Consider the following 22,138-nt stretch of genomic DNA (forward strand, 5'->3'; position numbering starts at 1 on the left):
CCCTTGGATAATAAGTGGAAACTATCAAAGAGATAGTTAGAGACTATCACAAGAAAAAAACTCGGATTGCTCCGAGCTTTTCTTACAATTCTGCCAAAATCGTATCCCATGCTTCATCATAACCGTCACGTGTGACAGATGAAAAGACGATGAAATGGTCATTTTTATCAAAATTGAGTTTTTTCTTAATAATAGATTCGTGCTTGTTCCATTTTCCGCGAGGAATCTTGTCAGCCTTAGTCGCCACAACGATAACTGGAATTTCATAATACTTAAGAAATTCATACATTTGAATATCGTCTTGAGTTGGTTCATGTCGGAGGTCAACCAAGCTAACAACCACACGAAGATTGTCTCGAGTCACGAGATACTCCTCAATCATTTTCCCCCATTTGGCACGTTCTTTTTTGGACACACGGGCATAACCGTAACCTGGCACATCCACAAAGCGTAGCTTGTCGTCAATATTGTAGAAATTGAGCAACTGGGTTTTTCCTGGTTTCCCAGAAGTACGTGCGAGGTTTTTACGACCAAGAAGTGTATTGATAAAGCTTGATTTACCAACATTCGAGCGTCCTGCTAGGGCAACCTCAGGGAGGTCATCTTGGGGATAGTGACTCTTATTTGCTGCACTGAGCAAAATCTCAGCATTGTGCGTATTTAGGACTTGTTCTTCAGCCATAGGTCCTCCTTACGCTGTTTCCAAAACTGGAGCAGCTGTACCGTCAACGGCTTCTTTGGTAATACGAACCTTAGTCACATCTTCCTGGCTAGGAATTTCAAACATGACATCCATCATGACTTCTTCAATGATAGAGCGAAGCCCACGTGCACCAGTCTTACGTTCGATTGCCTTAGTTGCAATAGCTTCAAGAGCATCTTGGTCAAACTCAAGTTCAACTCCATCATAAGACAAGAGGGTTTGATACTGTTTAACCAAGGCATTTCTAGGCTCTGTCAAGATACGAACCAAGTCGTCCACCGTTAACTGTTCAAGGGCAGCAAGGACTGGCAAACGTCCGATAAACTCAGGGATAAGACCGAATTTTTGGATATCTTCAGCCACAATTTCTTGCATGTATGATGAGTCATCATCAATAGCCTTATTATTTTGACCAAAACCAATGATTTTCTCACCAAGACGTTGCTTAACGATATCTTCGATACCATCAAAAGCACCACCCACGATAAAGAGAATATTCTTCGTATCAATTTGAATCATCTCTTGGTTAGGGTGTTTACGGCCACCTTGAGGTGGAACGCTAGCTACTGTTCCTTCGATAATCTTCAAGAGGGCTTGTTGAACCCCTTCACCAGAAACGTCACGAGTGATTGATACGTTTTCACCTTTTTTAGCAATCTTATCAATCTCGTCGACATAGATGATCCCACGTTCCGCACGTTCAATATTGAAGTCTGCCGCTTGGATCAGTTTGAGGAGGATATTTTCCACGTCCTCACCCACATAACCAGCCTCTGTCAATGATGTCGCATCCGCAATCGCGAAAGGAACATTCAAGCTTCGAGCCAAGGTCTGAGCCAAGAAAGTCTTCCCTGAACCAGTTGGTCCAATCATGAGAATATTTGATTTTTGCAAATCCACATCATTGTCTTCACGACTTTCTGTGAAGTTGATACGTTTATAGTGGTTGTAAACAGCTACCGCCAAGGCACGTTTCGCACGGTCTTGTCCCACGACATAGTTGTTCAAAATATCCAAAAGTTCTTTTGGCTTTGGAGTTTCAGCCAAGTCAGCCAAAACTTCTTCTGCCATTTCCTCACGAATGATTTCTTGTGACAAGGCCACACATTCGTTACAGATAAAGACGCCATTCCCAGCGATAATTTTCTTTACTTCTTCTTGGTTTTTGCCACAAAATGAACAATAAACCATTTCTTCATTACGATTTCCAGCCATTTATTCCTCACTCTTTTCTAAAATAGGGTGCCATAGAAGGCGTGAATAGTATTGACAAGGTTGGTAAAAGCATTTAAAAAGAGAAAAACTGCTAACCCATAACGTTTCTTGCGAAAGGCAGGAATGGCAGAGAGTACACAAAGTACTCCCAATAATGCAGTAAATAACCCATAAACACTACGTTGCATGAACCTAGTCTCCTTCTTTTTCATAGCGACTTATGCTAAAGTCGTAGGCATTTTTATCATCCTTGGCCACACGTTCGTGTGATACCACTTTAAATGCCGTCATATCTAGTTGTGGAAAATACGTATCTCCCTCTAAATCAGCCTCAATAGTTGTCTTGATGAATGCATCATAATGCCCATCAAAAGCCTTGTAGACACCAGCACCACCAGCAATATAGAGATCCTTATCTTGCTGTTCAAACCAAGCTAGGGCTTCCTCAACACTCGTAACAGTCGTTACACCCTCACAGTCGAAGTCCTTGTCTCGTGTCAAAATCAAGGTTTCACGTCCTGGTAGACAACGACGGTTCATGCCATCAAAGGTCACACGCCCCATGAGAATTGCTGAGCCCATGGTCGTTTTCTTGAAATGTGCCAGTTCAGCAGGCAAATGCCAAGGCATGGTGTGATTCTTCCCAATAACATGGTTATGAGCTTCCGCCCAAATAGCAATGAGTTGTTTAGACACAGTATTTCCTTTTCTTTTTAAGTTTACAATCCATTCTAACAAAAAAAGAGAAAAAGAGCTTGGAAAAACTTTGCCAGCTCTTTATGGGCTTAATTCATAAGCATTTATTAAATTGCTAAGTCAAATTTGAGTTGAGGTTTAACAGGATCATAGTCAACCAATTCGAAATCTTCTGGTTTGATATCGAAGAAATTAGTCCCATCAGGAACATTGAGGACCAAACGTGGTTGGCAATCAGATGGCTGACGTTTGAGAAGTTCTTCAGCTTGCTCAAATTGATTGTCATAGATATGGAGATTGTTGATGAAATAAAAGAATTTACCAACTTTCCAACCAAAGTGCTTGGCAATCATCATCTGAAGAGCCACATACTGCATGGCATTAATATGATGAGCCACCAACATATCGTTAGAACGTTGCGTCAAAGTGGCGTCCAAATAAATGTCCTCGCCCACACGGCGAACGTCAAACATAGTTTGGAAGGCACAAGGCTGAAGTCCTGCTGTCGCCTCGAAGGCCTCGTAATCCCAAAGGGAAATGACATTGCGACGGTTCCACGGATTAACCTCCAACTGTGCCAGCAAACGGTTAATGATATCGTGCTTCTTAACAACCGCTCCATAACGCTGACCGATTGAACGCTTGTCTCCATTATTGGCAGGCACGCCTTCAACTTCCCAGTCATTCCAATAGTGAACATTGTATTTGTCTTCAAGGACATCTAGGCTGTTTGTCTGGTCTTGATAAATCCAAAACACTTCTTTGATGGCAGATTTGATAGCGATAGGACGAAGAGTGGTAATTGGAAACTCTCCCTTGCTCAAGTCATATTCTGCAAAAGCTCCTGTGATGTATTTGGAATTAGCTGTGGTGCCATCCTTGTATTTAGGACGTGCTTGCTCCGACCAGACGCCTTCTTCCATGATTTTAGTGATATTTTCTTTAAATATAGTGTCTGCTTTTGTCATGATTTTCCTCTTTATTCTATTGAAAACAAAGTATTTTTTGAGACTTCCCTTAAGTGATTACGGACGTCTGCGAACTTCTTCGAAGTTCCAAGACTAATTTTTGAGCCTATGGTCTCAAAAATTCCGAGTGTCTGTAAACAAAACACTTTATTTACAGACACTTATCTCACAGCGGAAAGTCTCACTTAACGCTCGCAATGATTTCAATATATAACAACAATTTTACTCTTCTAACATAGCTAAAAAACAAGTAGATTACCACTTCAATTTTACCCTATTCTGGTGTAAATGAGAACTAAAAGCTATGGCAATAGCAAAAGTAAGTCGTTTAAAATCCCCTAGTTCCTATCAAAAAATGAGATATAACTAACTATCAAAGTTTTTTCAAGGCGAAAGCGCTCTTTTATGGTAAAATCACTATAGATTAGTATCTTCTGGATACTCTACAATGAAGAAAAAAGGAAACATCATATGTCTATTGGAATTGATAAGATTGGTTTTGCGACCAGTCAATATGTTCTAAACATGGCTGATCTCGCTCTTGCCCGTGGGGCGGAGCCTGAAAAATTCAGCAAGGGGCTGATGCTTGATGCAACCAGTATTACGCCGATTACAGAAGATATCGTGACGCTTGCCTCTGATGCGGCGGCTGATATTTTAAATGACGACGACAAAAATGCTATCGATATGGTCATCGTAGCTACTGAGTCTTCCATTGACCAGTCTAAGGCTGCTGCTGTCTATGTCCACAGTCTTTTAGGTATTCAGCCTTTTGCTCGTTCTTTTGAAATGAAGGAAGCTTGTTACGCTGCAACTGCTGGACTTAACTATGCTAAATTGCACGTGGCAGCCCACCCAGATAGCAAGGTTCTGGTTATCGCTAGTGATATTGCCCGCTACGGTGTGGAATCTTCTGGTGAATCAACTCAGGGAGCTGGTGCTGTAGCTATGCTAGTCAGTCAGAATCCACGTATTTTGGAACTTGCTGATGATAATGTAGCTCAAACTCGTGATATCATGGACTTCTGGCGTCCAAACTACAGTTCAACGCCTTATGTTCAAGGCATCTATTCAACCAAGCAGTACCTTGACAGTTTGAAGACAACTTGGGCAGCTTATCAAGAACGCCATCAGACTAACTTTGCTGATTTTGCCGCTTTTTGTCTCCATCTCCCTTATCCTAAGCTAGCTCTTAAGGGACTTAACAAGATTATTCCAAAAGATTTGAATCCAGAGAATAAAGAGCGTCTGACAAATAACTTTGACGCTTCAATCACCTATAGTCGTCAAATTGGAAACATCTATACAGGGTCACTCTATCTTGGACTTCTGTCTTTGCTTGAACAGTCGCAAGACCTTAAAGCCGGAGATAAGATTGGCTTCTTCTCTTACGGTTCTGGAGCTGTCTCTGAAATTTTCTCAGGACGTCTGGTTGAAGGTTACAAAGACCTGCTTCGTTCGGACCGCCTAGATACCTTTGCCAAACGTCAACAATTAAGCGTTGCTGATTATGAAAAACTTTTCTATGAGGAGGCGCAGTTGGATGACACTGGTTCTACTCAATTCGCTGATTACCAAACCGGAGCTTTCCGTTTAGCTGAAATCTCTGAACACCAACGTATCTATAAAGGACATTAATATGACTAAACTCTCTTGGACTGGTTTTTCCAAGAAGACACCGCAAGAACGTAAAGAGCATTTGAAAACGAATGCTCTTTTGTCTCAGGAAAATCAAGATCTTCTGGATAAGAACCAACAACTCACCCTTGAAACAGCCAATCAAATGGCTGAAAATGTTATTGGTCGATTCACACTTCCCTTTGCCATTTGCCCAGATGTATTGGTAGATGGTGTGACTTATCAGGTTCCCATGGTTACCGAAGAACCTTCAGTTGTGGCTGCTGCTTCCTACGCTAGCAAGCTCATTAAGCGTTCTGGTGGTTTCACGACTACGATTCATGACCGTCAGATGATTGGCCAAGTTGCCCTCTTTGACGTTCCTGATAAGGCTGCTGCCTCAAGTAAAATTCAAGCAGCCAGTCAGGACCTTATAGAGATTGCCAAAGAGGCTCACCCTTCTATTGTTAAGCGTGGGGGTGGCCCTCGCAAGCTCTGGACTGAGACTAAAGGAAACTTCCTCATTGTCTATCTAGCCGTTGATACCCAAGAAGCCATGGGAGCCAATATGGTCAACACCATGATGGAAGCCCTGGTGCCAGAATTGGAAAACCTCTCAAAAGGTCAAAGCCTCATGGCTATTCTCTCAAATCTAGCCACTGAGAGTCTTGTGACAGCGACTTGTCGTCTTAGCACACGCTTCCTCAGTCGTAATAAGGAAGAGGCACATGACCTAGCCAAGAAAATGGAGATGGCTAGCCAACTGGCTCAGGTGGACCCCTACCGAGCAGCTACCCATAACAAGGGAATTTTCAATGGTATCGATGCCCTAGTTATCGCGACCGGAAACGATTGGCGAGCCGTTGAGGCCGGTAGCCATGCCTATGCTAGCAAGGATGGTAGCTACCGTGGTCTCTCCACATGGACTTATGATCATGAAGCTAAGGAACTAGTGGGAGAATTAACCCTCCCCATGCCAATCGCAACTCGTGGAGGTTCTATCGGACTTAACCCTAGTGCTTCTATCGCCCATGACTTGCTTAATCATCCAGATGCCAAAACTCTAGCCAGTATCATCGTCTCTCTTGGTTTGGCACAAAATCTGGCTGCTCTCAAAGCTCTGACTTCAACAGGAATACAGGCAGGACATATGAAACTCCAAGCCAAATCCCTAGCTTTGTTAGCTGGGGCTATTCCTGAAGAAATGCCTCAGGTTTTGGCTGAACTTCTCAAGGCCAAACATATGAACCAAGAAACTGCACAAGCAATTTTGGAGAAACTCAGAACCCCATAAGAAGTGATCCAAAAGCATAAAAAATCAACCTGCCTTATCACATAAAAAATAAAGATGTTGGAAATTTTATCTCAACATCTTTTTCATATCTTACAAGTTCTGACTTGACTTGAATTTCTATAATGTTATAATCTAGTTATGAAAACTAGATAAAGAGGTTTTTATAATTTGACAACACAACAATACCCTCTCTGGGAAGAATTACCAGAGATTGAACTCTATTTGGATCAGGTTTTGCTCTATGTCAACCAGGTCACCCAAAGTACTTTGGGACCAAACGACAAGGGGCTAACCGCCTCTATGGTCAATAATTATGTCAAACATGGCCATGTCGCAAAACCCATCAAGAAAAAATATAATGCTGCTCAGGTAGCTAGACTTATTGTCATCACTAGTCTGAAGACCGTCTTTGAGATTTCTGAGATTGCCAAAACCTTAGAAATCCTACGAACAGATGCTGAAAGCCAAAAGAGCTACTACAATGACTTTGTAGCCTGTATGAATGGTCAGTTTCCTCAAGAAGCTCCGCAAGTCATACTCTCAGCCTGTCAGACGCTGCAATGCTACCGAGCTACCCATCAACTTTTGAACGACCTTGAAGGAGGAAATAATGTCTAATACTGCTACTTTTAATACTTCTCCCAACCTCAAACTCAGTAAAAAACTTAGCTTTGGTGAGGAAGTGGCAAACAGCGTGACACACGCCGTCGGTGCTGTGGCCATGCTAGTCTTACTGCCAATTACTGCTGTTCATGCCAACAACGGCTATGGTATGACTGCTGCTGTCGGGATGTCTGTTTTCGTTATCAGCCTATTCCTCATGTTTTTGAGCTCAGCCATCTACCATGCTATGGATTACAACTCACCCCACAAGATGGTTCTAAGAATTATTGACCACAGCATGATTTATATCGCCATTGCTGGAAGCTACACCCCTGTTGCCCTCTCATTGGTTGGCGGTTGGCTAGGCTATAGCATCATCATCCTTCAATGGGGAACAACAATTTTTGGTATTCTCTATAAAATTTTTGCTAAAAAAATCAATGAAAAGTTCTCCCTCTTCCTCTATCTGATGATGGGATGGTTGGTTATCTTTATCATTCCAGCTATCGTCACTAAGACAGGACCAGCCTTTTGGGGGCTCATGCTTGCTGGAGGATTGTCATACACGGTTGGAGCAGCTTTTTACGCTAAGAAAAAACCATACTTCCACATGATTTGGCACCTCTTCATCATGCTGGCTTCAGCACTCCAATATCTGGGTATCGTCTACTTCATGCTTCCTTAAGCTAATACTAGACTTCTAGGTGTTATGGTATAATAAGGCATACGGAGGTAAATCATATGAAAAAAGAACTCAGACGAGATCCAAACAACAAAATCATTGCCGGTGTTTGTTCTGGTATCGCTAAATATCTTGACATCGACCCTGTCATTATTCGCCTCATTTGGGCCGCAGCGATTTTCTTATTCGGAACAGGCTTTCTTTTCTACATCATCTGCTGGATTATTATCCCAGAAGAAAGCAAGTGGTAAGTTATCATTGAATATACAAAAAAGTGATACAGACCTAAATTTCTTACTATTTAGGTCTGTATCACTTTCTTTTTTATTTTCTCAAGCGGAAAATAAAATAGCTGACATTAACAAGGAGTAAAACACTCCAAAGAATGAGAAAGGGAATATTTCCTCGGACAGCATTGTGCCAAATACCTAGGGCGTATAAGGCCATAAAGACTAGTGAGCCTAGAACTGCTGTTCCCTTATTGTTTTGTGGTTGTTTAGACATATGAACCTCCTTTGATTGCTTGGTCTGATCCGGTTTAAAGCCATAAACCAGAGCGAGAAAAAGTCTGGCTTGGCGTTTGACATCATTTGCCAAAGACCTATGAGACTGAGCATAGATGCCTTTTGGATTGTAGAAAGATTTATCAAACTGTTCAGGCGCTTGCTGTCCCCAACGTTTTTTCAATTTGTTGGGTGAACGAAAGCCCCTAGTCATTCGATTACGAAAATCAGGGTCATGTGGTTGGACCGGCTCCACATCCAATTGCCAGTGGCGCTTGAAATTACCATAGTTAAAACTGGCACCATTAACCACCCCACTCTCGGTCACCTGCTCCGCATCGACCTCATTGAGAAAGTTTCCCTGACTATCCAGAATAAACTCAATCCGATTATAGAGAAGAATTTTTAGATTAACACTTGGAATCCCATCAGGATAAACCGCCTTGCCATCACAGATAGAAATCTTTTGGTGCAAACGTCCCTGATCAAACATGGTGAAAGGCTTCCATCTCAGATAGACAGCCAAAGCTTCTTTATCTGTCATCCCTGGCTTTTTATAATGCGTTCGCACATACTGGGACTGTTGACTAGAAATCAGGTAACGTAGCTGATGGATTTGTCTCTCAATAGAGGCATTCTTAGACAAACTATCACCAGGAAAAGCCAGGTCTACCAATTTAACGACATCCTTCCAGAAGGAATCATGCGGTGCCAAGTCAGGATCAAAATAAGATAAAAGGTGTTGGGTTTCTTCAAGCTCTCCCGATAAATCCTCTGGCATCCCTATATAAGCTAACAATAGCTTTAGTACTTGCAATGGCTGGTAGTCCCTTTGCCAGTCCTCCCATAAGTTTCGAAAGGCTTTTGAACCAATGAGCATCACATCTCTCCTCGATAATATATGTAAATTTAATCAGTCGTCTTTTTGATGAACTCCTCTATCTTTGCTGCTACCTCTTTGGTCTGATAGTGATAAAGATAATGCGGAGAATCATAAAAAGTCACTTCGATATTTTTCTGGTCCTTTGCAAAGCTAGTCGCATAATGCCGCCAGTCCTTCTGGCTAAAACCAGTACCCCCACCATTCGAGACCATCAGTAAGGTTGGAATTTGTGAATCAAAGCTAGAAGTAACCTTTTTCGCATTTTCCTTAACAGACAGGCTCTCATTTAACATAGCCTTTGACAATATTTGACGATAGGCTATCCGTTGATAGAGGCGGCAGTCACTACTACTTAGATTGTCATTAGGCACATATAAGCGACTCGGTAAATACCTTAATAGGCCTAATTGACTTCCCCACCGAGCCATACGTAAAATCTGGGGATGCATTTTCAAATGGGAGTAACTTTCAGGTAGGGCCCAATCTAAACCAATGATAGCTTTCACTTCACTAGGGTATTTTTCCTGCCACAGAAGTGTCTCTAAGGAGGCCATCGAATGGGAGAGGATAATATAAGGACCTGATACATGGGCCTTGGCTAGGGCTTGACGTGTCTCTGAAAGAACCTCAGAAACATCTCGGGACTTAGACGTGTCCTCGCTGTAACCATAGCCACCCCTTTCAACAACGACTATCTTATACTGCTTCGAAAGCCCATCATACAAGTCTTTAAAATCTAGAATGGGAGAGGCTGTTCCAGCACCAGAAAGAAAAACTAGAGTTTGTGGCCCCTCCCCCTTTACAAAGACGCTCATGTCATGGCCATTGACAGACACCATTTGTCCCATAGGGTTGAGGGAAGCCTTCTCTCTTTGCAAGGCTAATCTGTGATAAGTAAAGCTAGACAGTAACAAGAGCAGGACTGCTCCCAGCAGAAATAAAAGTCTTTTCCTAAAAACGTGCATGGTTTATCCTACTAAAAAGTCAGCTAGCTTAGCTAACCGACTTTCTGAATTATTCGGCATCTGGGCGTGATTTGCGAGCAATATCAGCAAGGATATTTTCTACAAATTCTGACACAGCTTCAGTGTGTGTTTGTTTTTGTCCATAGCGACGAACGTTAACAGTTCCGTCTTCCATTTCCTTATCACCAACAATCAATTGGTAAGGGATTTTTTGTGTTTGAGACGCACGAATCTTGTATTGCATTTTCTCGTTACGTTCATCCACTTCAACACGGATACCACGGTCACGAAGTTGTTTAGCAACTTCCCAAGCGTAATCTGTGTGGGCTTCATTTGAAACTGGGATAACAGTTACTTGTTGAGGTGCCAACCAAGTTGGGAAGGCTCCTTTATAGTTTTCAATAAGGATAGCTGTAAAGCGTTCCATTGTTGAGATAACCCCACGGTGAATCATAACTGGACGGTGTTCTTCCCCATCAGCTCCGATGTATTTAAGGTCAAAGCGTTCTGGAAGCAAGAAGTCCAATTGGATAGTAGAAAGTGTTTCTTCATTACCAAGGGCAGTCTTCACTTGGATATCAAGTTTTGGACCGTAGAAGGCAGCTTCACCTTCTGCTTCAAAGTAGTCGAGTTCCATGTCATCCATGGCTGATTTCAACATGCTTTGAGCATTTTCCCACATTTCGTCATTGTCAAAGTATTTGTGAGTATCTTTAGGGTCGCGGTATGACAAACGGAAACGATAGTCAGTCAAGTTGAAATCTTCGTAAACGTCGATAATCAATTGAAGCGTACGTTGGAACTCATCTTTGATTTGTTCTGGTGTTACGAAAGTATGACCGTCATTAAGTGACATTTCACGCACACGTTGAAGTCCTGTAAGGGCACCAGATTTTTCATAACGGTGCATCATACCGATTTCAGCGATACGGATAGGCAATTCGCGGTAAGAGTGCACATGGTGTTTGTAAACTTCGATGTGGTGAGGACAGTTCATTGGACGAAGGACAAAGGCTTCACCATCTCCCATATCCATTGTTGGGAACATATCTTCACGGTAGTGATCCCAGTGACCTGAAGTTTTGTATAGCTCAACTGAGGCAATTGGTGGAGTGTAGACGTGTTGGTAGCCTGCTGCTACTTCCTTGTCCACGATGTAGCGTTCCAAGACACGACGGATTGTCGCACCGTTTGGCAACCAGAATGGAAGACCTTGACCAACTTCTTGAGAAATCATGAACAAATCAAGTTCTTTACCAAGTTTACGGTGGTCACGTTCTTTAGCTTCTTCAAGACGTTTAAGGTAAGCCTTGAGATCTTTTTTATCGAACCAAGCTGTACCGTAGATACGTTGCATCATAGCATTATCGCTATTTCCACGCCAGTAAGCACCTGCAACATTCAAAAGATGGAAGACTTGGATACGACCAGTTGATGGTACGTGTGGGCCACGGCAAAGGTCAACGTACTCACCTTGACGGTAGATAGTCAAACCACCTTCGTCTTCTGAGTGCTCTTCAATCAATTCCAATTTATATGGGTCATTTTTGAAGATTTCACGCGCTTCGTCTTTAGTCACTTCTTCACGGATTGATGGGAAGTTTTCTTTAACGATTTTCTTCATTTCTTCTTCAATACGAGGAAGGTCTTCGTTAGAAATTTGACCAGCTTCATTGTCAGTATCGTAGTAGAAACCATCTTCGATGGCTGGACCAACACCCAAATGAATATCTGGGAAAAGGCGACGAGCTGCTTGGGCAAACAAGTGAGCCGCTGAGTGACGCAAGATTGGAAGAGCGTCTTCGTGATCAGGTGTCACGATTTCGATGCTTCCATCTTCAGTGATCGCACGAGTTGTGTCAATCAATTTACCGTTAAATTTACCAGCAAGTGCCTTTTTAGCCAAAGAGTTGCTGATAGATTGTGCAATTTCAAAAGTTGTAACGCCAGATTCAAATTCACGAACAGCGCCATCTGGGAAAGTAATGTTAATCATCATATTCTCCTTAAAATTAATCTAAATTAATATCAATAATTGATGTTCTAAACTCTTTCATTCTTATACGCAATAGAAGAGTTGAGGAAGTTAAAAACCCTATAAGAGATAGGACTATAAAAACATGTTTCCATAAGGGGAGTGTAGTTCCATCTACAATCGGATATAGACGTATTGGATAGGTTGTCAATGCACTATAAAGATAAACCGCTGCAGTCGAACTACACAAGTATCCTATCTGAACTTTTAGTTTTGTCTTAGTAAGCATTAGGATGCTATAAAAGGGAATGCCAAAAACTAGAAGCGGTATCCCTAAGGCATAAAGGCTAATAAGAATGGTAACCGGTCCATCCCAAAACATTAGAGAGATAAATAACAACATATATGTTACCAAATAAAATAATATGGCACCTGTCTTAGAAAATAGGATTGTATTTCGACTCAATTAGCCTCCTCCCCTCAATTTTGGTTTAGCCCTTTAAATATGCTTAAGCCAAATATAAAAAGCGACATCCTAAAAAGGACGTCGCAACGTGGTTCCACCTTAGTTCATGTATGACAAAAAACGAGTCTGTCCTACACCTCTGATTGGCTCTAACGTGGCCACCGTTTTATGTTTGCATAAAAAGTTAATCGAGTAGTCCCAATCATGTCCTCTGCGTGATTTCCAGCGCCACACGCTCTCTGAAAGATTTCCCATGACTGATATGTCTCTATGCGTTATTATAGCATGAAACTGTAATTTTTCAAGCTAATTATCTCTTTTATTAATCAATTCTAAGATTTTATCTGACTAGAAAAATCTGGTAGCTTTCCTAATCCAATAGTTTCGTGATATTTCTGATTTTCTTGACCTGTTTGGCTGATCCTTTGAGGATACGAACAGAGCCGTTAACAGGCAAGGTAATAGCCTTAGTTGGCAAATAAGTTACCATACGCGTCAAGCGTTTCATGGTACTATCTTCACCATTCAAATCATTGTGGAAATCCTTAGAAATCGTAAGGTCCAAGTAATACTCATAGACACGTTTTCCAAAGTTTTCCGCAGAAATTTCATAAAGCTTGTCAGCCCACTTAGTTTCGTCTTTTTCTGGTGTTGCAATGGCTGCTTCCAAAATGGCCCCAGCTAAATCATTATCATGATAATAAAGCGTTCCAAACATCTGGTCTGTAATCACATTATCCAAATAAGGATTTCCATGAGCAATAATCGGGGTACCGCTAGCCAAGGCTTCCAGATAGGTCAAGCCTTGAGTCTCACTGGTTGATGCCGAAATGAAGAAATCAGCAGACTTATAATAAAGTGCTGTCTCACTAGGCGCAATCATACCAGTGAAAACCACCTTGTCCTGAATACCAAGTTTTTTGGCTTGAGACTTAAGATCTGGTAGGTAAGGACCGTCACCAGCCACAACCAAACGCACCTTGTCGTCTTCCTCCAAAACAGAAGGGAGAGCAGCCAGCACAGCCTGGATGTTTTTCTCATAGGACACACGAGAGAGGCTCAACAACATGGTCTCATCAGAGGCGATACCAAGCTTGGATCTCAAGTCTGCCACATCATCTTCAGTAATCTCTGGACGTTGGAATTTTTCAAGTTCAATTCCAGTTGGAATGACACGTTTTTCAGCTGCAACCTTGTACTTGAGCAAAAGGTCATAAACAATCTCACTCGGACAGATGACTCCATCCAAATCGCTCATAAAGCCACGAACAATGTACTTAACCATACTTGGACGGATAACCATACCTTTGGCAATATAGCGGACATAGTCTTCATACTGAGTATGGTAGGTATGCACAACAGGAATCCTAAGTTCGCGTGCAATGGCAATCCCTAGCAGACCTAATGAAAACTCTGTCTGCGTATGAATAATATCAAGCTTATATTGTTTGGCAATCTCTAGTGCCTTGGAAAAACCACGATAAGCTACACGGCGATCCTTAAAAGCAAAGAATGGCACACTCGGAATACGGACAATCTGCCAGTCTTCATAGCGGTCAACATCTCTATCAGTGGTCGTAAAGATAAAGACTGTATGTCCCATTTTTTCCAACTGCGTCTTCAGCGTGCGAATACTGGTCGCAACACCTGATACCTGTGGAAAATAGGTATCTGTAAACAATCCGATACGCATTTAAATCTCCAATACTTCTTTGTAGGCTTCAACAAGCTTTTGGGCGACATCGTCAATCGAGCGACTTTCTGCAACCTTATAGCCTTCTTCACGTTTGTCCACTTTACCATCGATAATATCTTGCAAGGCTACTACAAATTCGTCCACGTTGTGCCCAAATGAGGCCGATTTGTCATCAACCCAGCCTTCATAAACAGGAATATCACGCAAAACTACATGCTGGTGACTGGCAAAGGCTTCTAGCACCACAATCCCTTCAGTTTCCTCGTAAGATGGGAAAAAGAAAGCATTAGCACCACTCATGGCTCCCTGGAAGACGGCTCCCTTGAAATAACCTGGGAAGCTGACATTATCAGGATGCTTACCATTGACAATGTCTCGAATCTTCTTAGGAATCAACCATTTGCTGATACTACCTAACCAAATAAAACGAACATGAGGCATCTTTTCGGCAACCTTGACGAAATCTTCAATTCCCTTGCGTTGGAAATAAAGACCCGCACAAATCACCACTGGCTGTCCTTCCTTGATACCAAAGTAGTCTCGGAAAACTTCTTCCTTACGTGGATCCTTACCGTATTTTTTCAAATCAATCCCATTTGAAACAGCAATGATTGGTGTCGTAACTCCGTAAGACTGAATCAATTTTTTGGAATACTCAGATGGCGTAATCACGTAATCAGCCTTTTGGTACATGTGGGCCAAATATTTTCCAAAAAGTGGGGCCAAAAGGTTAGAACCGATGAATGAATTCTCAAAGTCCTCACGTGTCGAATGACCATGCATGATGACCTTCTTGCCACGGCGTTTTGCAGCATGCAACAACATCAAGCTGCGTGGCCCATAAGTATTAATATGAACGACATCGTAATCACCCAAGATGTCCGTTGTATAGGGAATCCCCGCCAAGTCCAAGGCATGCATCTGATGGTGGAGAGCCCGTCCGATTCCTGATTTTTCAAGAACCGATTTTCCTTCAAGATAAAGTAGAACTTTCATACTCTTCATTATAGCTTAATTTAGTAGAAATTTCATCTTGCAGTTGGCTTTATCTTGATTTCTCATTTAATGAGATAGGCGGCCAAATACTAAAAAAGATCGAGAATACTCGATCTTTTAGGTCATCATCTTAAACGTCTTTACGGCGACGATGGCTATATGCTACACCCATGACTGCGGCTACTTCTGCTGCCACTCCGAGGGCAAGCAAAGCAGTATCGTTAGCTTGACCAGTCTCTGGAAGTTGAGGTCCTGATTTCTCAGAGGATTGAACTGGTTTAGCTGGTTTTGGAGTCACTGGTGGAGTAGGCGGAGTTGGTGGTGTTGGCGGAACCACTGGTGGTTTAGGTGGGACACTTGGTGGTGTCGGTGGTGTTGGCGGTGTTGGCGGTGTAGGAGGTTTTGGAGGAATGTAACTATTGTTAAATTCTGTATCCAAAGGAAGAAGGACAGCTGCTACAAGCAGATTTTCCTTTTCACCTACAGTCTTAGTAACGGTCACCTGGAATTTAGCCACCATGTTATCATAAACCACGTCAGCTTCATTGCCCTTGACTTCTTCAACAGTGTAGTAGTAAACACCTGGTTTGTCGTAGACAATATTTTCAAAACTAATGTTTCCTTGTGCATTATTGGTCACTGTTTGGATAACATTACCCTTGTCGTCCTTGAGAACGAAACTAAACTCACCATCTTTGAGGTTACGACCTGTAAGAACCTTGGTCAATTCGAATTTGGCCTTAGCTGGTTGCACGTCTTTCACATAGTTATTGAAAACAGTATCTTTTGGATTAGCAACTGTTGATACCAAAGCATCACCATCTCGTGTCACTGTAATCCAGACAGTTGCTTTCATACCATCATAGATGATATCTTCGTTAGTTCCCTTAACTTCTTCAACAGTATAAGTGTAAGTTCCTGCCTTATCAAAGTGAAGTTCACTAAAGGCAACACGACCATCAGCTGTATTACCAACTGTTTCGACAATATGACCGGCACTATCTTTGAGAACAAATTGGAACTCATTAGCAGTCAAAGTTTGGTTGACACCTGCCTTAGTCAATTCCTTACTGAACTGAATAGCGGCCTTAGCTGGAGTCACAAACTTGTTGTTAAAGATAGTGTCTTTAGGATTAACCACGGTTGAAACAAGGGCGTCGCCATCACGTGTTACCGTGATAGAAACAGCAGCTTTCATGCTGTCATAAACAATCGAGTCATCCTTACCTGTAAGCTCTTCAACAGTGTAGTTGTAAGTACCTACCTTGTTAAAGGTTAACTCACTAAAAGCAACCTGACCATCAGCTGTATTACCAACAGTTTCAAGGACTTTTCCAAAACGGTCTTTGAGAACAAATTGGAATTGATCTGCTTTTAGATCTTGTTTAACGCCTGCCTTGGTCAATTCCTTACCGAATGCGATTTTAGCTTTAGCTGGAGTGACCAATTTATTATTAAAGATAATATCTTCTGGATAGACAACTTTGGCAACCAATTTAACTTGATTATCCACAGTTTCACGAACAACCTGAATAGTGATATTAGCTTCTAGTTTGTCATATACCACATCTTCATCATTACCTGGAACCTCTGTCACACGATAATGATAGATGCCTGGCTTACTGAGTGAGAGATCTGAAAAGATGATTTTACCCTTGGCATCATTAGTGGTTTCCCCTAAGTCAACAGGATTGGCACTATCAGTCACATCAACCAATTTGAAGGTAAATTCTTTGTCCTTGAGGTCTCTACCCGCCAAGTCCTTCTCAAGCTCAAGATTGAAATGAGCGAGGTTATCTCCGATGGCATCTCCTCGGCCACCAACCAAGCGAATAGTTGACTTGTAAGAATCGGAAACAACATCAGCATGAAGTTTAATACGGTTGACAGGGTTAGCTGATTCTTCAACAGGTTGTGTCAAACGGGTTTGATACCAAACATAAACCATGCGGTCCAACTGATTGAGTTTAAGCTCAAAATGGCTATCATCATAAGAGAAACTCTTAATCAGATCCATAGCTGATCCCTTGTCAATCCAAGGATCTGCCGAATCAATGTAGCGAAGTTGCAAAGAACCGTCCACAAATCTTTGATTGTCAGACCAAGTATCAACCAGTTTCAAGTTGTTAAGGAGACGTCGTGAGTAATTGAGACGCATCTGCCAATTCAAAAGCGTAGGATCATGCTTGTCTTGACTACCCCACTTAGAAATAACCTCTTGACCTGGAGGAGGTGATTGCACTTTACCCACTGAAACATGAATGATACGTCCCTCAAAATCAAGAGTAAGATGTTCCCCTTCATCTACTTCTTCAGAATAAAGGGTATCCAACTCCAAACTCATGAGCTTATTGTTGGGATGTGTTTGGAAATAGTTATTAAAGGTCGTTGTGACACGATTCTTCTCAGGATCAATTTGAGCCAGACCTACAATTTGATTGTCTGGATTATAGACATTGATATCGTAGCTAGTACGGAAACGCAACTGCTCAGGCAAATTAAAAATGACCTGATCCCCTTCATTGATAGTCATATCATCAGGGAAAGGAATATTGTGGTAGACAACCTTGCTAGTAGCGTACTTACTATTTCCGTTCGGAAATTCCATTTCCACATCAGGATTTTGAACAGTGATTTCAGTACCTGTCTTAGTCACCTTGACATCCGCTGGAATCGGGCGACTTAGGTTGGTAACCTTAAGTCCAAAATTATCAGACGAAGTGGAACTCGTATTGTTAGCTGCAGCGAGGTCGCTAGCGCTAGCTTCTCGTGTTTCATTGACTGTAACAGGTTTCTCACTGAGCCCCTCACTAGTCTTATCTTGTGATGTACTCTTTTGTTCAGAGCTTGCAACCGTTTGCTCTTGAAGCGCAACTTCACTAGAAACAGCAGTTACTGAGATAGCACTGGTACTTTCTGCTTGAACGGTAGGTTCAGCTGTCACTTCTTGACTTGAGGCACTAGTGCTTGTCCTTTGGCCCCCACCATCAGACTCACTGGCTTCCTCAAGTACACTCGTCGCTGGTTGCCCTTTAGGCTCTTCAGCTTGATCTGCTTTGGCGGTACTTACACCAAAAACTGCAGACGAAAGTAAGACCGAAGCAACGCCCACCGTAAACTTACGGATGGAGAAACGCTGCCTCGAATCACCGAATCGGTTATTCATGATTCTATCCTCCCATTTTTACAAATCTTAACATTTTTGTAACCCTTTTCATTCTGAATTATACACTATTTTCAGAACTTTGCAAGATAATTATTTACCCCTTTGGAGGTTTTGTAAAGCTTTCTAAGATATCAATAGATAGTGAAATTTGTAAACCCTTATATGATAAGCTTTCTTTCGGAGTCTCTTTTTTAATATTATTTTTCTTTCTCATTTTATTGCCATAATTTTAATTCAACTTCCGTCTGAAAAATGCTAAAATTCAGATTTTTTCTTTAAAAAATGAGAAGCTTATCTTATCTAAAAGCAGAAAAAAACTGCCATTCTTAAATGAATAGCAGTCATCTTTAAATTAATTAAGAAAATGAGCATAAGCACTCATTTAATGTATTTTAGGCAAGTTCTTTGAGAAACTCAACCAAGATAGCAGCTGATTGTTTCCCCGCCTGAATAATGAATTCATCAAAGGTAATGTTAGCATCATGAGCCGCTGTATCACTCATGGCACGTACAACGATGAAAGGCTTTTTGACACTGTGTGCGGCTTGAGCAATAGCTGCTCCCTCCATCTCTACAGCCAAGACTTCTGGAAAATGCCCCTTAATGGCATCAATCTTGTCTTGACCTGCAATGAAGCTATCACCCGTAGCGATAAGCCCAATCTTAGAATCAATGGAAGCCTGAGCCAAGACCTTTTCGAAAGTCTCTACGAAGGTAGAGTCACTTTCAAAGTAAAGTGGCTGCATAGACATTTGCCCATAATCATAGCCAAAGGCTGTCAAATCAACATCGTGATAGGCTAATTTTGAAGCTACAACCACATCTCCAATTTTAAGTCCAGGTGCTACTGCTCCTGCAGAACCAGTGTTAATGAGGGCATCAACGCCAAAATGGTCTGCCAAGACAGCCACAGACATGGCTGACATAACCTTACCAACACCTGATTGTACCAAAACGACGTCGTGTTTTCCCAAACGTCCTGTGTAGTAGGTATTGCCAAGAACAGTTTCTTCAACCTTATTTTCCAATTGCTCCACTAGAAGCACTAACTCCTGCTCCATGGCAGCGATAATTCCGATTTTCATATAGTTCCTTTTCAGCTTGTAATCTTTCCTGAATCAGTAGCTAGGGCTATCTGACTCATAGACTTTTTAGAAATAAAAGACAGCAATGAAGAGAAGAATCAAGAGGACCACTACCCAAAAGAGGATGCGATTAAGCTTGTGTTGAAATTGATTGCGTTTGGCATTCTCAATTCGACGGCTCTTGTAGGCAGAAGGCTGATAATCAGCCTCATAATCCTCGTCATAGAACTCTTGATCATAGTCCTCATAATAAGGATGTTCCTCTAAATCGATTTCCCCACGCTTGGCCTGCTCAATGATATCGTCGGTCAAAAGTGGTTTGCCCATAGCTTATTTTCCTCCGAAATGAAGTGCATAGTATTGGAGTGCGATGATAGTTTTGGCATCCTGGATAGCCCCTGACGCTACAAGTTCCATACACTCTTCATAGGTCAATTCATAGAGTTTAAGGAACTCATCATCATCAAGTGGACGTGGATTTTCCACAGGTTTAAGGTTGGTCGCTACATAGAGTTTGATTCTCTCATTACAAAAGCCAATGGCTGTGTAAAATTCATAAATCAATTCCAGATCACCCTTGTATTGAGTCTCCTCTTCAAGTTCACGCGCTGCTGCAGCCATCTCATCGCCAGCTTCACCGACTTCCAGTTTGCCTGCAGGAATCTCGTAAGAAACCGCCTCAATAGCCTTACGGTATTGTTTTACGATAATGATTTTTCCTTCTGGGGTAACCGCTAAAACGGCTACTGCTCCCTTGTGGAAGATGAGTTCACGACCAGCCGTCTTACCGTCTGGCAAGAGGACCTCGTCTACTGCAACTTCAAAAATATGTCCCTTAAATTTTGACTCACGTTTGAGTGTTTTTTCTTCAAACTCCATGAATTGACTCCTTTTACTTCTGACCTCATTCTAAGCTACCTCTACTCTACAAGAGAATCTAGCTCAGATAGTCTTAAGCCTACTTTTGTTGGCTTGGGTGGTGAGGTTTCTTAATGGCATAGCCTTCTTTATTGACCTGACGGCCACGTCCAATGGCTACGCTGTCAGCTGGCACATCATCTGTGATGGTTGAACCAGCCGCTGTGAGAGCGTTAGCCCCAATTTCAAGCGGTGCAATCAAGGTTGAATTGCTTCCGATAAAGACATTGTTAGCAATTTGTGTCTTGAACTTGTGTTGTCCATCATAGTTTACGGTAATTGTTCCGGCACCAAAGTTAACGTCAGAACCAACTTCCGCATTACCAATGTAGGTTAAGTGACCAGCCTTGGTATTTTCACCGATAGTAGACCCCTTAACCTCAACGAAGTTACCGATATGAACATCTTTTTTGAGGGTTGAATCTGGACGAACATGGGCAAATGGACCAACGGTAACACCTTCTTCAACCACTGAGTGCTCAATCATAGAGTTAGTGATAACAGTTTTGGCACCGATAGTTGAATCAACAATATAAGTACCATTAGTAAGCACTGACTCTGCACCAATCTTAGTTTGTCCTTTAAGTGTCACATTAGCTTCAATGACAACATCTGGCTCAATTTCCACATCCACGTCGATATAAGTAGCGTTTGGATTTTGGAAAGTAACACCGTTGACCATGTGAGCTTTGTTGATACGACGACGCATAACATCTTCTGCCGTAGCTAGGGCAACACGGTCATTAACCCCAAGACTTTCTTCAAAGTCACGAAGGGTGAAGGCACCTACTTTTTCACCATTCTCACGGAAAATAGAAATGACATCAGTCAAATAGTATTCCCCTTGAGCGTTGTTAGTGTTGATATTTTTTAGTGCTTCAAAGAGACGTTTATTGTCAAAAACGTAAGTCCCTGTATTGATTTCTTTGACCTGTTGTTCAAACTCATTGGCATCTTTTTGCTCAACAATCTTAGTCACTTCGCCATTTTCGTTACGAATGATACGACCATAACCAAATGGATTGTCCGCAGTTGCAGTCAAGATAGTGGCAACATTTTTGTGATTAACGTGGAAATCAATAAGGTTTTTAAGACTTTCACCAGTAATCAAAGGCGTGTCACCAGCAATAACAAGCGTTTGACCTTCAAGTCCAGCCAACTCATCTTCAGCCATCATTACTGCGTGACCAGTCCCCAACTGCTCAGTTTGCAAAGTGAAGGCAGATTGACCATCCAAAACCTCACGAACAAGTTCAGCCTTGTGACCAATAACAGTAACGTTCTTAGCTGGATCAATGGCTGAAACTGCACGGAAGACATGCTCAAGCATAGTGATGCCTGAAACCTTGTGCAATACTTTTGGAAGATCTGATTTCATGCGAGTTCCTTTACCCGCAGCAAGGATAATTGCGTAATTACTCATTTTCTTTTTCCTTCTTAAGATTTTTTTGTGATGGTTTCCTTCGTGGCGGTCTCAGCCTTGAGCCCCAAATCTCAGGGCCTCCACCTCCCACTGGGATAGCCTACGAAAGAAAGGGGCCTTGAAAACATAGTCTCTCATTTCTTAGAAAATATGTCCTCATAACTGAAGTTTTTTAGGGCCTCTGATTATCTATAATCGCCCTATTATACCATAAATGAAAAGGTTTTGGCAGAATGAAAGGTAATGAAAAAAGAGCTTACGCTCTTTTTTCTAAGGATAGTTGT

General features: G+C 41.9%; 20 protein-coding genes. 5 read left to right on the forward strand and 15 right to left on the reverse strand.

Annotated features, from left to right (window positions below):
• Positions 1 to 82 precede the first annotated feature (82 nt).
• The 5 genes from yihA to HMPREF1519_RS01330 all read right to left on the reverse strand — a co-directional run bounded on the left by yihA (position 83) and on the right by HMPREF1519_RS01330 (position 3,582).
• Entirely contained in the window at positions 83 to 682 is a 600-nt protein-coding gene (gene yihA / locus HMPREF1519_RS01310) for a ribosome biogenesis GTP-binding protein YihA/YsxC (protein WP_002885996.1), read from the reverse strand.
• A 9-nt stretch (positions 683 to 691) separates the two neighbouring features.
• Positions 692 to 1,918, reverse strand: coding sequence for an ATP-dependent Clp protease ATP-binding subunit ClpX (clpX, locus tag HMPREF1519_RS01315; protein ID WP_002886084.1), 1,227 nt, complete (start codon positions 1,916 to 1,918; stop codon positions 692 to 694).
• Positions 1,919 to 1,935: 17 nt separating this feature from the next.
• On the reverse strand, positions 1,936 to 2,106 hold the full coding sequence (locus HMPREF1519_RS10475; RefSeq protein ID WP_022495919.1) for a hypothetical protein: 171 nt from the start codon (positions 2,104 to 2,106) through the stop codon (positions 1,936 to 1,938).
• A gap of 4 nt (positions 2,107 to 2,110) precedes the next feature.
• The gene (locus HMPREF1519_RS01325; protein WP_013990945.1) at positions 2,111 to 2,614 is read right to left on the reverse strand and encodes a dihydrofolate reductase; all 504 of its coding nucleotides are present in this window, start codon (positions 2,612 to 2,614) and stop codon (positions 2,111 to 2,113) included.
• A 107-nt stretch (positions 2,615 to 2,721) separates the two neighbouring features.
• On the reverse strand, positions 2,722 to 3,582 hold the full coding sequence (locus tag HMPREF1519_RS01330) for a thymidylate synthase (protein WP_021144511.1): 861 nt from the start codon (positions 3,580 to 3,582) through the stop codon (positions 2,722 to 2,724).
• Positions 3,583 to 4,053: 471 nt separating this feature from the next.
• Between HMPREF1519_RS01330 and HMPREF1519_RS01335 the strand changes: the two genes are divergently transcribed.
• The 5 genes from HMPREF1519_RS01335 to HMPREF1519_RS01355 all read left to right on the forward strand — a co-directional run bounded on the left by HMPREF1519_RS01335 (position 4,054) and on the right by HMPREF1519_RS01355 (position 8,029).
• On the forward strand, positions 4,054 to 5,220 hold the full coding sequence (locus HMPREF1519_RS01335) for a hydroxymethylglutaryl-CoA synthase (RefSeq protein ID WP_021144512.1): 1,167 nt from the start codon (positions 4,054 to 4,056) through the stop codon (positions 5,218 to 5,220).
• Position 5,221: 1 nt separating this feature from the next.
• Positions 5,222 to 6,493, forward strand: a complete 1,272-nt coding sequence (locus HMPREF1519_RS01340; protein WP_021144513.1) for a hydroxymethylglutaryl-CoA reductase, degradative — start codon at positions 5,222 to 5,224, stop codon at positions 6,491 to 6,493.
• Between the two features lie 168 nt (positions 6,494 to 6,661).
• A complete protein-coding gene (locus HMPREF1519_RS01345) occupies positions 6,662 to 7,111 on the forward strand; it encodes a DUF1836 domain-containing protein (protein ID WP_002885964.1) in 450 nt (149 codons plus the stop codon).
• A complete protein-coding gene (trhA, locus tag HMPREF1519_RS01350; RefSeq protein ID WP_002886236.1) occupies positions 7,104 to 7,781 on the forward strand; it encodes a PAQR family membrane homeostasis protein TrhA in 678 nt (225 codons plus the stop codon). The genes HMPREF1519_RS01345 and trhA overlap by 8 nt, the downstream gene beginning before the upstream one ends.
• Before the next feature lie 56 nt (positions 7,782 to 7,837).
• Positions 7,838 to 8,029 carry a PspC domain-containing protein gene (locus HMPREF1519_RS01355; protein WP_002886147.1) on the forward strand — a complete coding sequence of 64 codons (192 nt, stop codon included), beginning with the start codon at positions 7,838 to 7,840 and terminating at the stop codon, positions 8,027 to 8,029.
• Positions 8,030 to 8,102: 73 nt separating this feature from the next.
• Here HMPREF1519_RS01355 and HMPREF1519_RS01360 read toward each other — a convergent pair whose 3' ends face one another.
• The 10 genes from HMPREF1519_RS01360 to glmU all read right to left on the reverse strand — a co-directional run bounded on the left by HMPREF1519_RS01360 (position 8,103) and on the right by glmU (position 21,854).
• The gene (locus tag HMPREF1519_RS01360) at positions 8,103 to 9,161 is read right to left on the reverse strand and encodes a DUF3114 domain-containing protein (RefSeq protein WP_037610828.1); all 1,059 of its coding nucleotides are present in this window, start codon (positions 9,159 to 9,161) and stop codon (positions 8,103 to 8,105) included.
• A gap of 29 nt (positions 9,162 to 9,190) precedes the next feature.
• Positions 9,191 to 10,129 carry an alpha/beta fold hydrolase gene (locus HMPREF1519_RS01365; RefSeq protein ID WP_037610830.1) on the reverse strand — a complete coding sequence of 313 codons (939 nt, stop codon included), beginning with the start codon at positions 10,127 to 10,129 and terminating at the stop codon, positions 9,191 to 9,193.
• Positions 10,130 to 10,178: 49 nt separating this feature from the next.
• Positions 10,179 to 12,125: a threonine--tRNA ligase gene (gene thrS / locus HMPREF1519_RS01370; protein ID WP_002890325.1), complete on the reverse strand. Its 1,947-nt coding sequence runs from the start codon at positions 12,123 to 12,125 to the stop codon at positions 10,179 to 10,181.
• A gap of 815 nt (positions 12,126 to 12,940) precedes the next feature.
• The gene (locus HMPREF1519_RS01380; protein WP_037610833.1) at positions 12,941 to 14,263 is read right to left on the reverse strand and encodes a glycosyltransferase family 4 protein; all 1,323 of its coding nucleotides are present in this window, start codon (positions 14,261 to 14,263) and stop codon (positions 12,941 to 12,943) included.
• Positions 14,264 to 15,262: a glycosyltransferase family 4 protein gene (locus HMPREF1519_RS01385; protein WP_021144521.1), complete on the reverse strand. Its 999-nt coding sequence runs from the start codon at positions 15,260 to 15,262 to the stop codon at positions 14,264 to 14,266.
• A 130-nt stretch (positions 15,263 to 15,392) separates the two neighbouring features.
• Positions 15,393 to 18,428 carry a Spy0128 family protein gene (locus tag HMPREF1519_RS10100; protein WP_051413945.1) on the reverse strand — a complete coding sequence of 1,012 codons (3,036 nt, stop codon included), beginning with the start codon at positions 18,426 to 18,428 and terminating at the stop codon, positions 15,393 to 15,395.
• A 392-nt stretch (positions 18,429 to 18,820) separates the two neighbouring features.
• On the reverse strand, positions 18,821 to 19,513 hold the full coding sequence (locus HMPREF1519_RS01400; RefSeq protein WP_002886153.1) for a 5'-methylthioadenosine/adenosylhomocysteine nucleosidase: 693 nt from the start codon (positions 19,511 to 19,513) through the stop codon (positions 18,821 to 18,823).
• 66 nt (positions 19,514 to 19,579) lie between these two features.
• Positions 19,580 to 19,840, reverse strand: a complete 261-nt coding sequence (gene macP / locus HMPREF1519_RS01405) for a cell wall synthase accessory phosphoprotein MacP (RefSeq protein ID WP_013990959.1) — start codon at positions 19,838 to 19,840, stop codon at positions 19,580 to 19,582.
• Positions 19,841 to 19,843: 3 nt separating this feature from the next.
• Positions 19,844 to 20,392 (reverse strand): NUDIX domain-containing protein, encoded by a 549-nt coding sequence (locus tag HMPREF1519_RS01410; protein WP_037610835.1) that lies wholly within the window; start codon positions 20,390 to 20,392, stop codon positions 19,844 to 19,846.
• Positions 20,393 to 20,471: 79 nt separating this feature from the next.
• Entirely contained in the window at positions 20,472 to 21,854 is a 1,383-nt protein-coding gene (gene glmU, locus HMPREF1519_RS01415) for a bifunctional UDP-N-acetylglucosamine diphosphorylase/glucosamine-1-phosphate N-acetyltransferase GlmU (RefSeq protein WP_014633437.1), read from the reverse strand.
• Between the last annotated feature and the right edge of the window lie 284 nt (positions 21,855 to 22,138).

This window comes from Streptococcus sp. SR4, from assembly GCF_000517725.1.
In the GTDB taxonomy this organism is placed as follows: Bacteria; Bacillota; Bacilli; order Lactobacillales; family Streptococcaceae; genus Streptococcus; species Streptococcus salivarius_F.

Excerpts from the sequence above, each read along its gene's own strand:
- yihA (WP_002885996.1), bottom strand. The coding sequence starts at position 682 with ATGGCTGAAGAACAAGTCCTAAATACGCACAATGCTGAGATTTTGCTC.
- clpX (WP_002886084.1), bottom strand. The coding sequence starts at position 1,918 with ATGGCTGGAAATCGTAATGAAGAAATGGTTTATTGTTCATTTTGTGGC.
- HMPREF1519_RS10475 (WP_022495919.1), bottom strand. The coding sequence starts at position 2,106 with ATGCAACGTAGTGTTTATGGGTTATTTACTGCATTATTGGGAGTACTT.
- HMPREF1519_RS01330 (WP_021144511.1), bottom strand. The coding sequence starts at position 3,582 with ATGACAAAAGCAGACACTATATTTAAAGAAAATATCACTAAAATCATG.
- HMPREF1519_RS01335 (WP_021144512.1), top strand. The coding sequence starts at position 4,054 with ATGTCTATTGGAATTGATAAGATTGGTTTTGCGACCAGTCAATATGTT.
- HMPREF1519_RS01340 (WP_021144513.1), top strand. The coding sequence starts at position 5,222 with ATGACTAAACTCTCTTGGACTGGTTTTTCCAAGAAGACACCGCAAGAA.
- trhA (WP_002886236.1), top strand. The coding sequence starts at position 7,104 with ATGTCTAATACTGCTACTTTTAATACTTCTCCCAACCTCAAACTCAGT.
- HMPREF1519_RS01355 (WP_002886147.1), top strand. The coding sequence starts at position 7,838 with ATGAAAAAAGAACTCAGACGAGATCCAAACAACAAAATCATTGCCGGT.
- HMPREF1519_RS01360 (WP_037610828.1), bottom strand. The coding sequence starts at position 9,161 with ATGCTCATTGGTTCAAAAGCCTTTCGAAACTTATGGGAGGACTGGCAA.
- HMPREF1519_RS01365 (WP_037610830.1), bottom strand. The coding sequence starts at position 10,129 with ATGCACGTTTTTAGGAAAAGACTTTTATTTCTGCTGGGAGCAGTCCTG.
- thrS (WP_002890325.1), bottom strand. The coding sequence starts at position 12,125 with ATGATTAACATTACTTTCCCAGATGGCGCTGTTCGTGAATTTGAATCT.
- HMPREF1519_RS01380 (WP_037610833.1), bottom strand. The coding sequence starts at position 14,263 with ATGCGTATCGGATTGTTTACAGATACCTATTTTCCACAGGTATCAGGT.
- HMPREF1519_RS01385 (WP_021144521.1), bottom strand. The coding sequence starts at position 15,262 with ATGAAAGTTCTACTTTATCTTGAAGGAAAATCGGTTCTTGAAAAATCA.
- HMPREF1519_RS10100 (WP_051413945.1), bottom strand. The coding sequence starts at position 18,428 with ATGAATAACCGATTCGGTGATTCGAGGCAGCGTTTCTCCATCCGTAAG.
- HMPREF1519_RS01400 (WP_002886153.1), bottom strand. The coding sequence starts at position 19,513 with ATGAAAATCGGAATTATCGCTGCCATGGAGCAGGAGTTAGTGCTTCTA.
- macP (WP_013990959.1), bottom strand. The coding sequence starts at position 19,840 with ATGGGCAAACCACTTTTGACCGACGATATCATTGAGCAGGCCAAGCGT.
- HMPREF1519_RS01410 (WP_037610835.1), bottom strand. The coding sequence starts at position 20,392 with ATGGAGTTTGAAGAAAAAACACTCAAACGTGAGTCAAAATTTAAGGGA.
- glmU (WP_014633437.1), bottom strand. The coding sequence starts at position 21,854 with ATGAGTAATTACGCAATTATCCTTGCTGCGGGTAAAGGAACTCGCATG.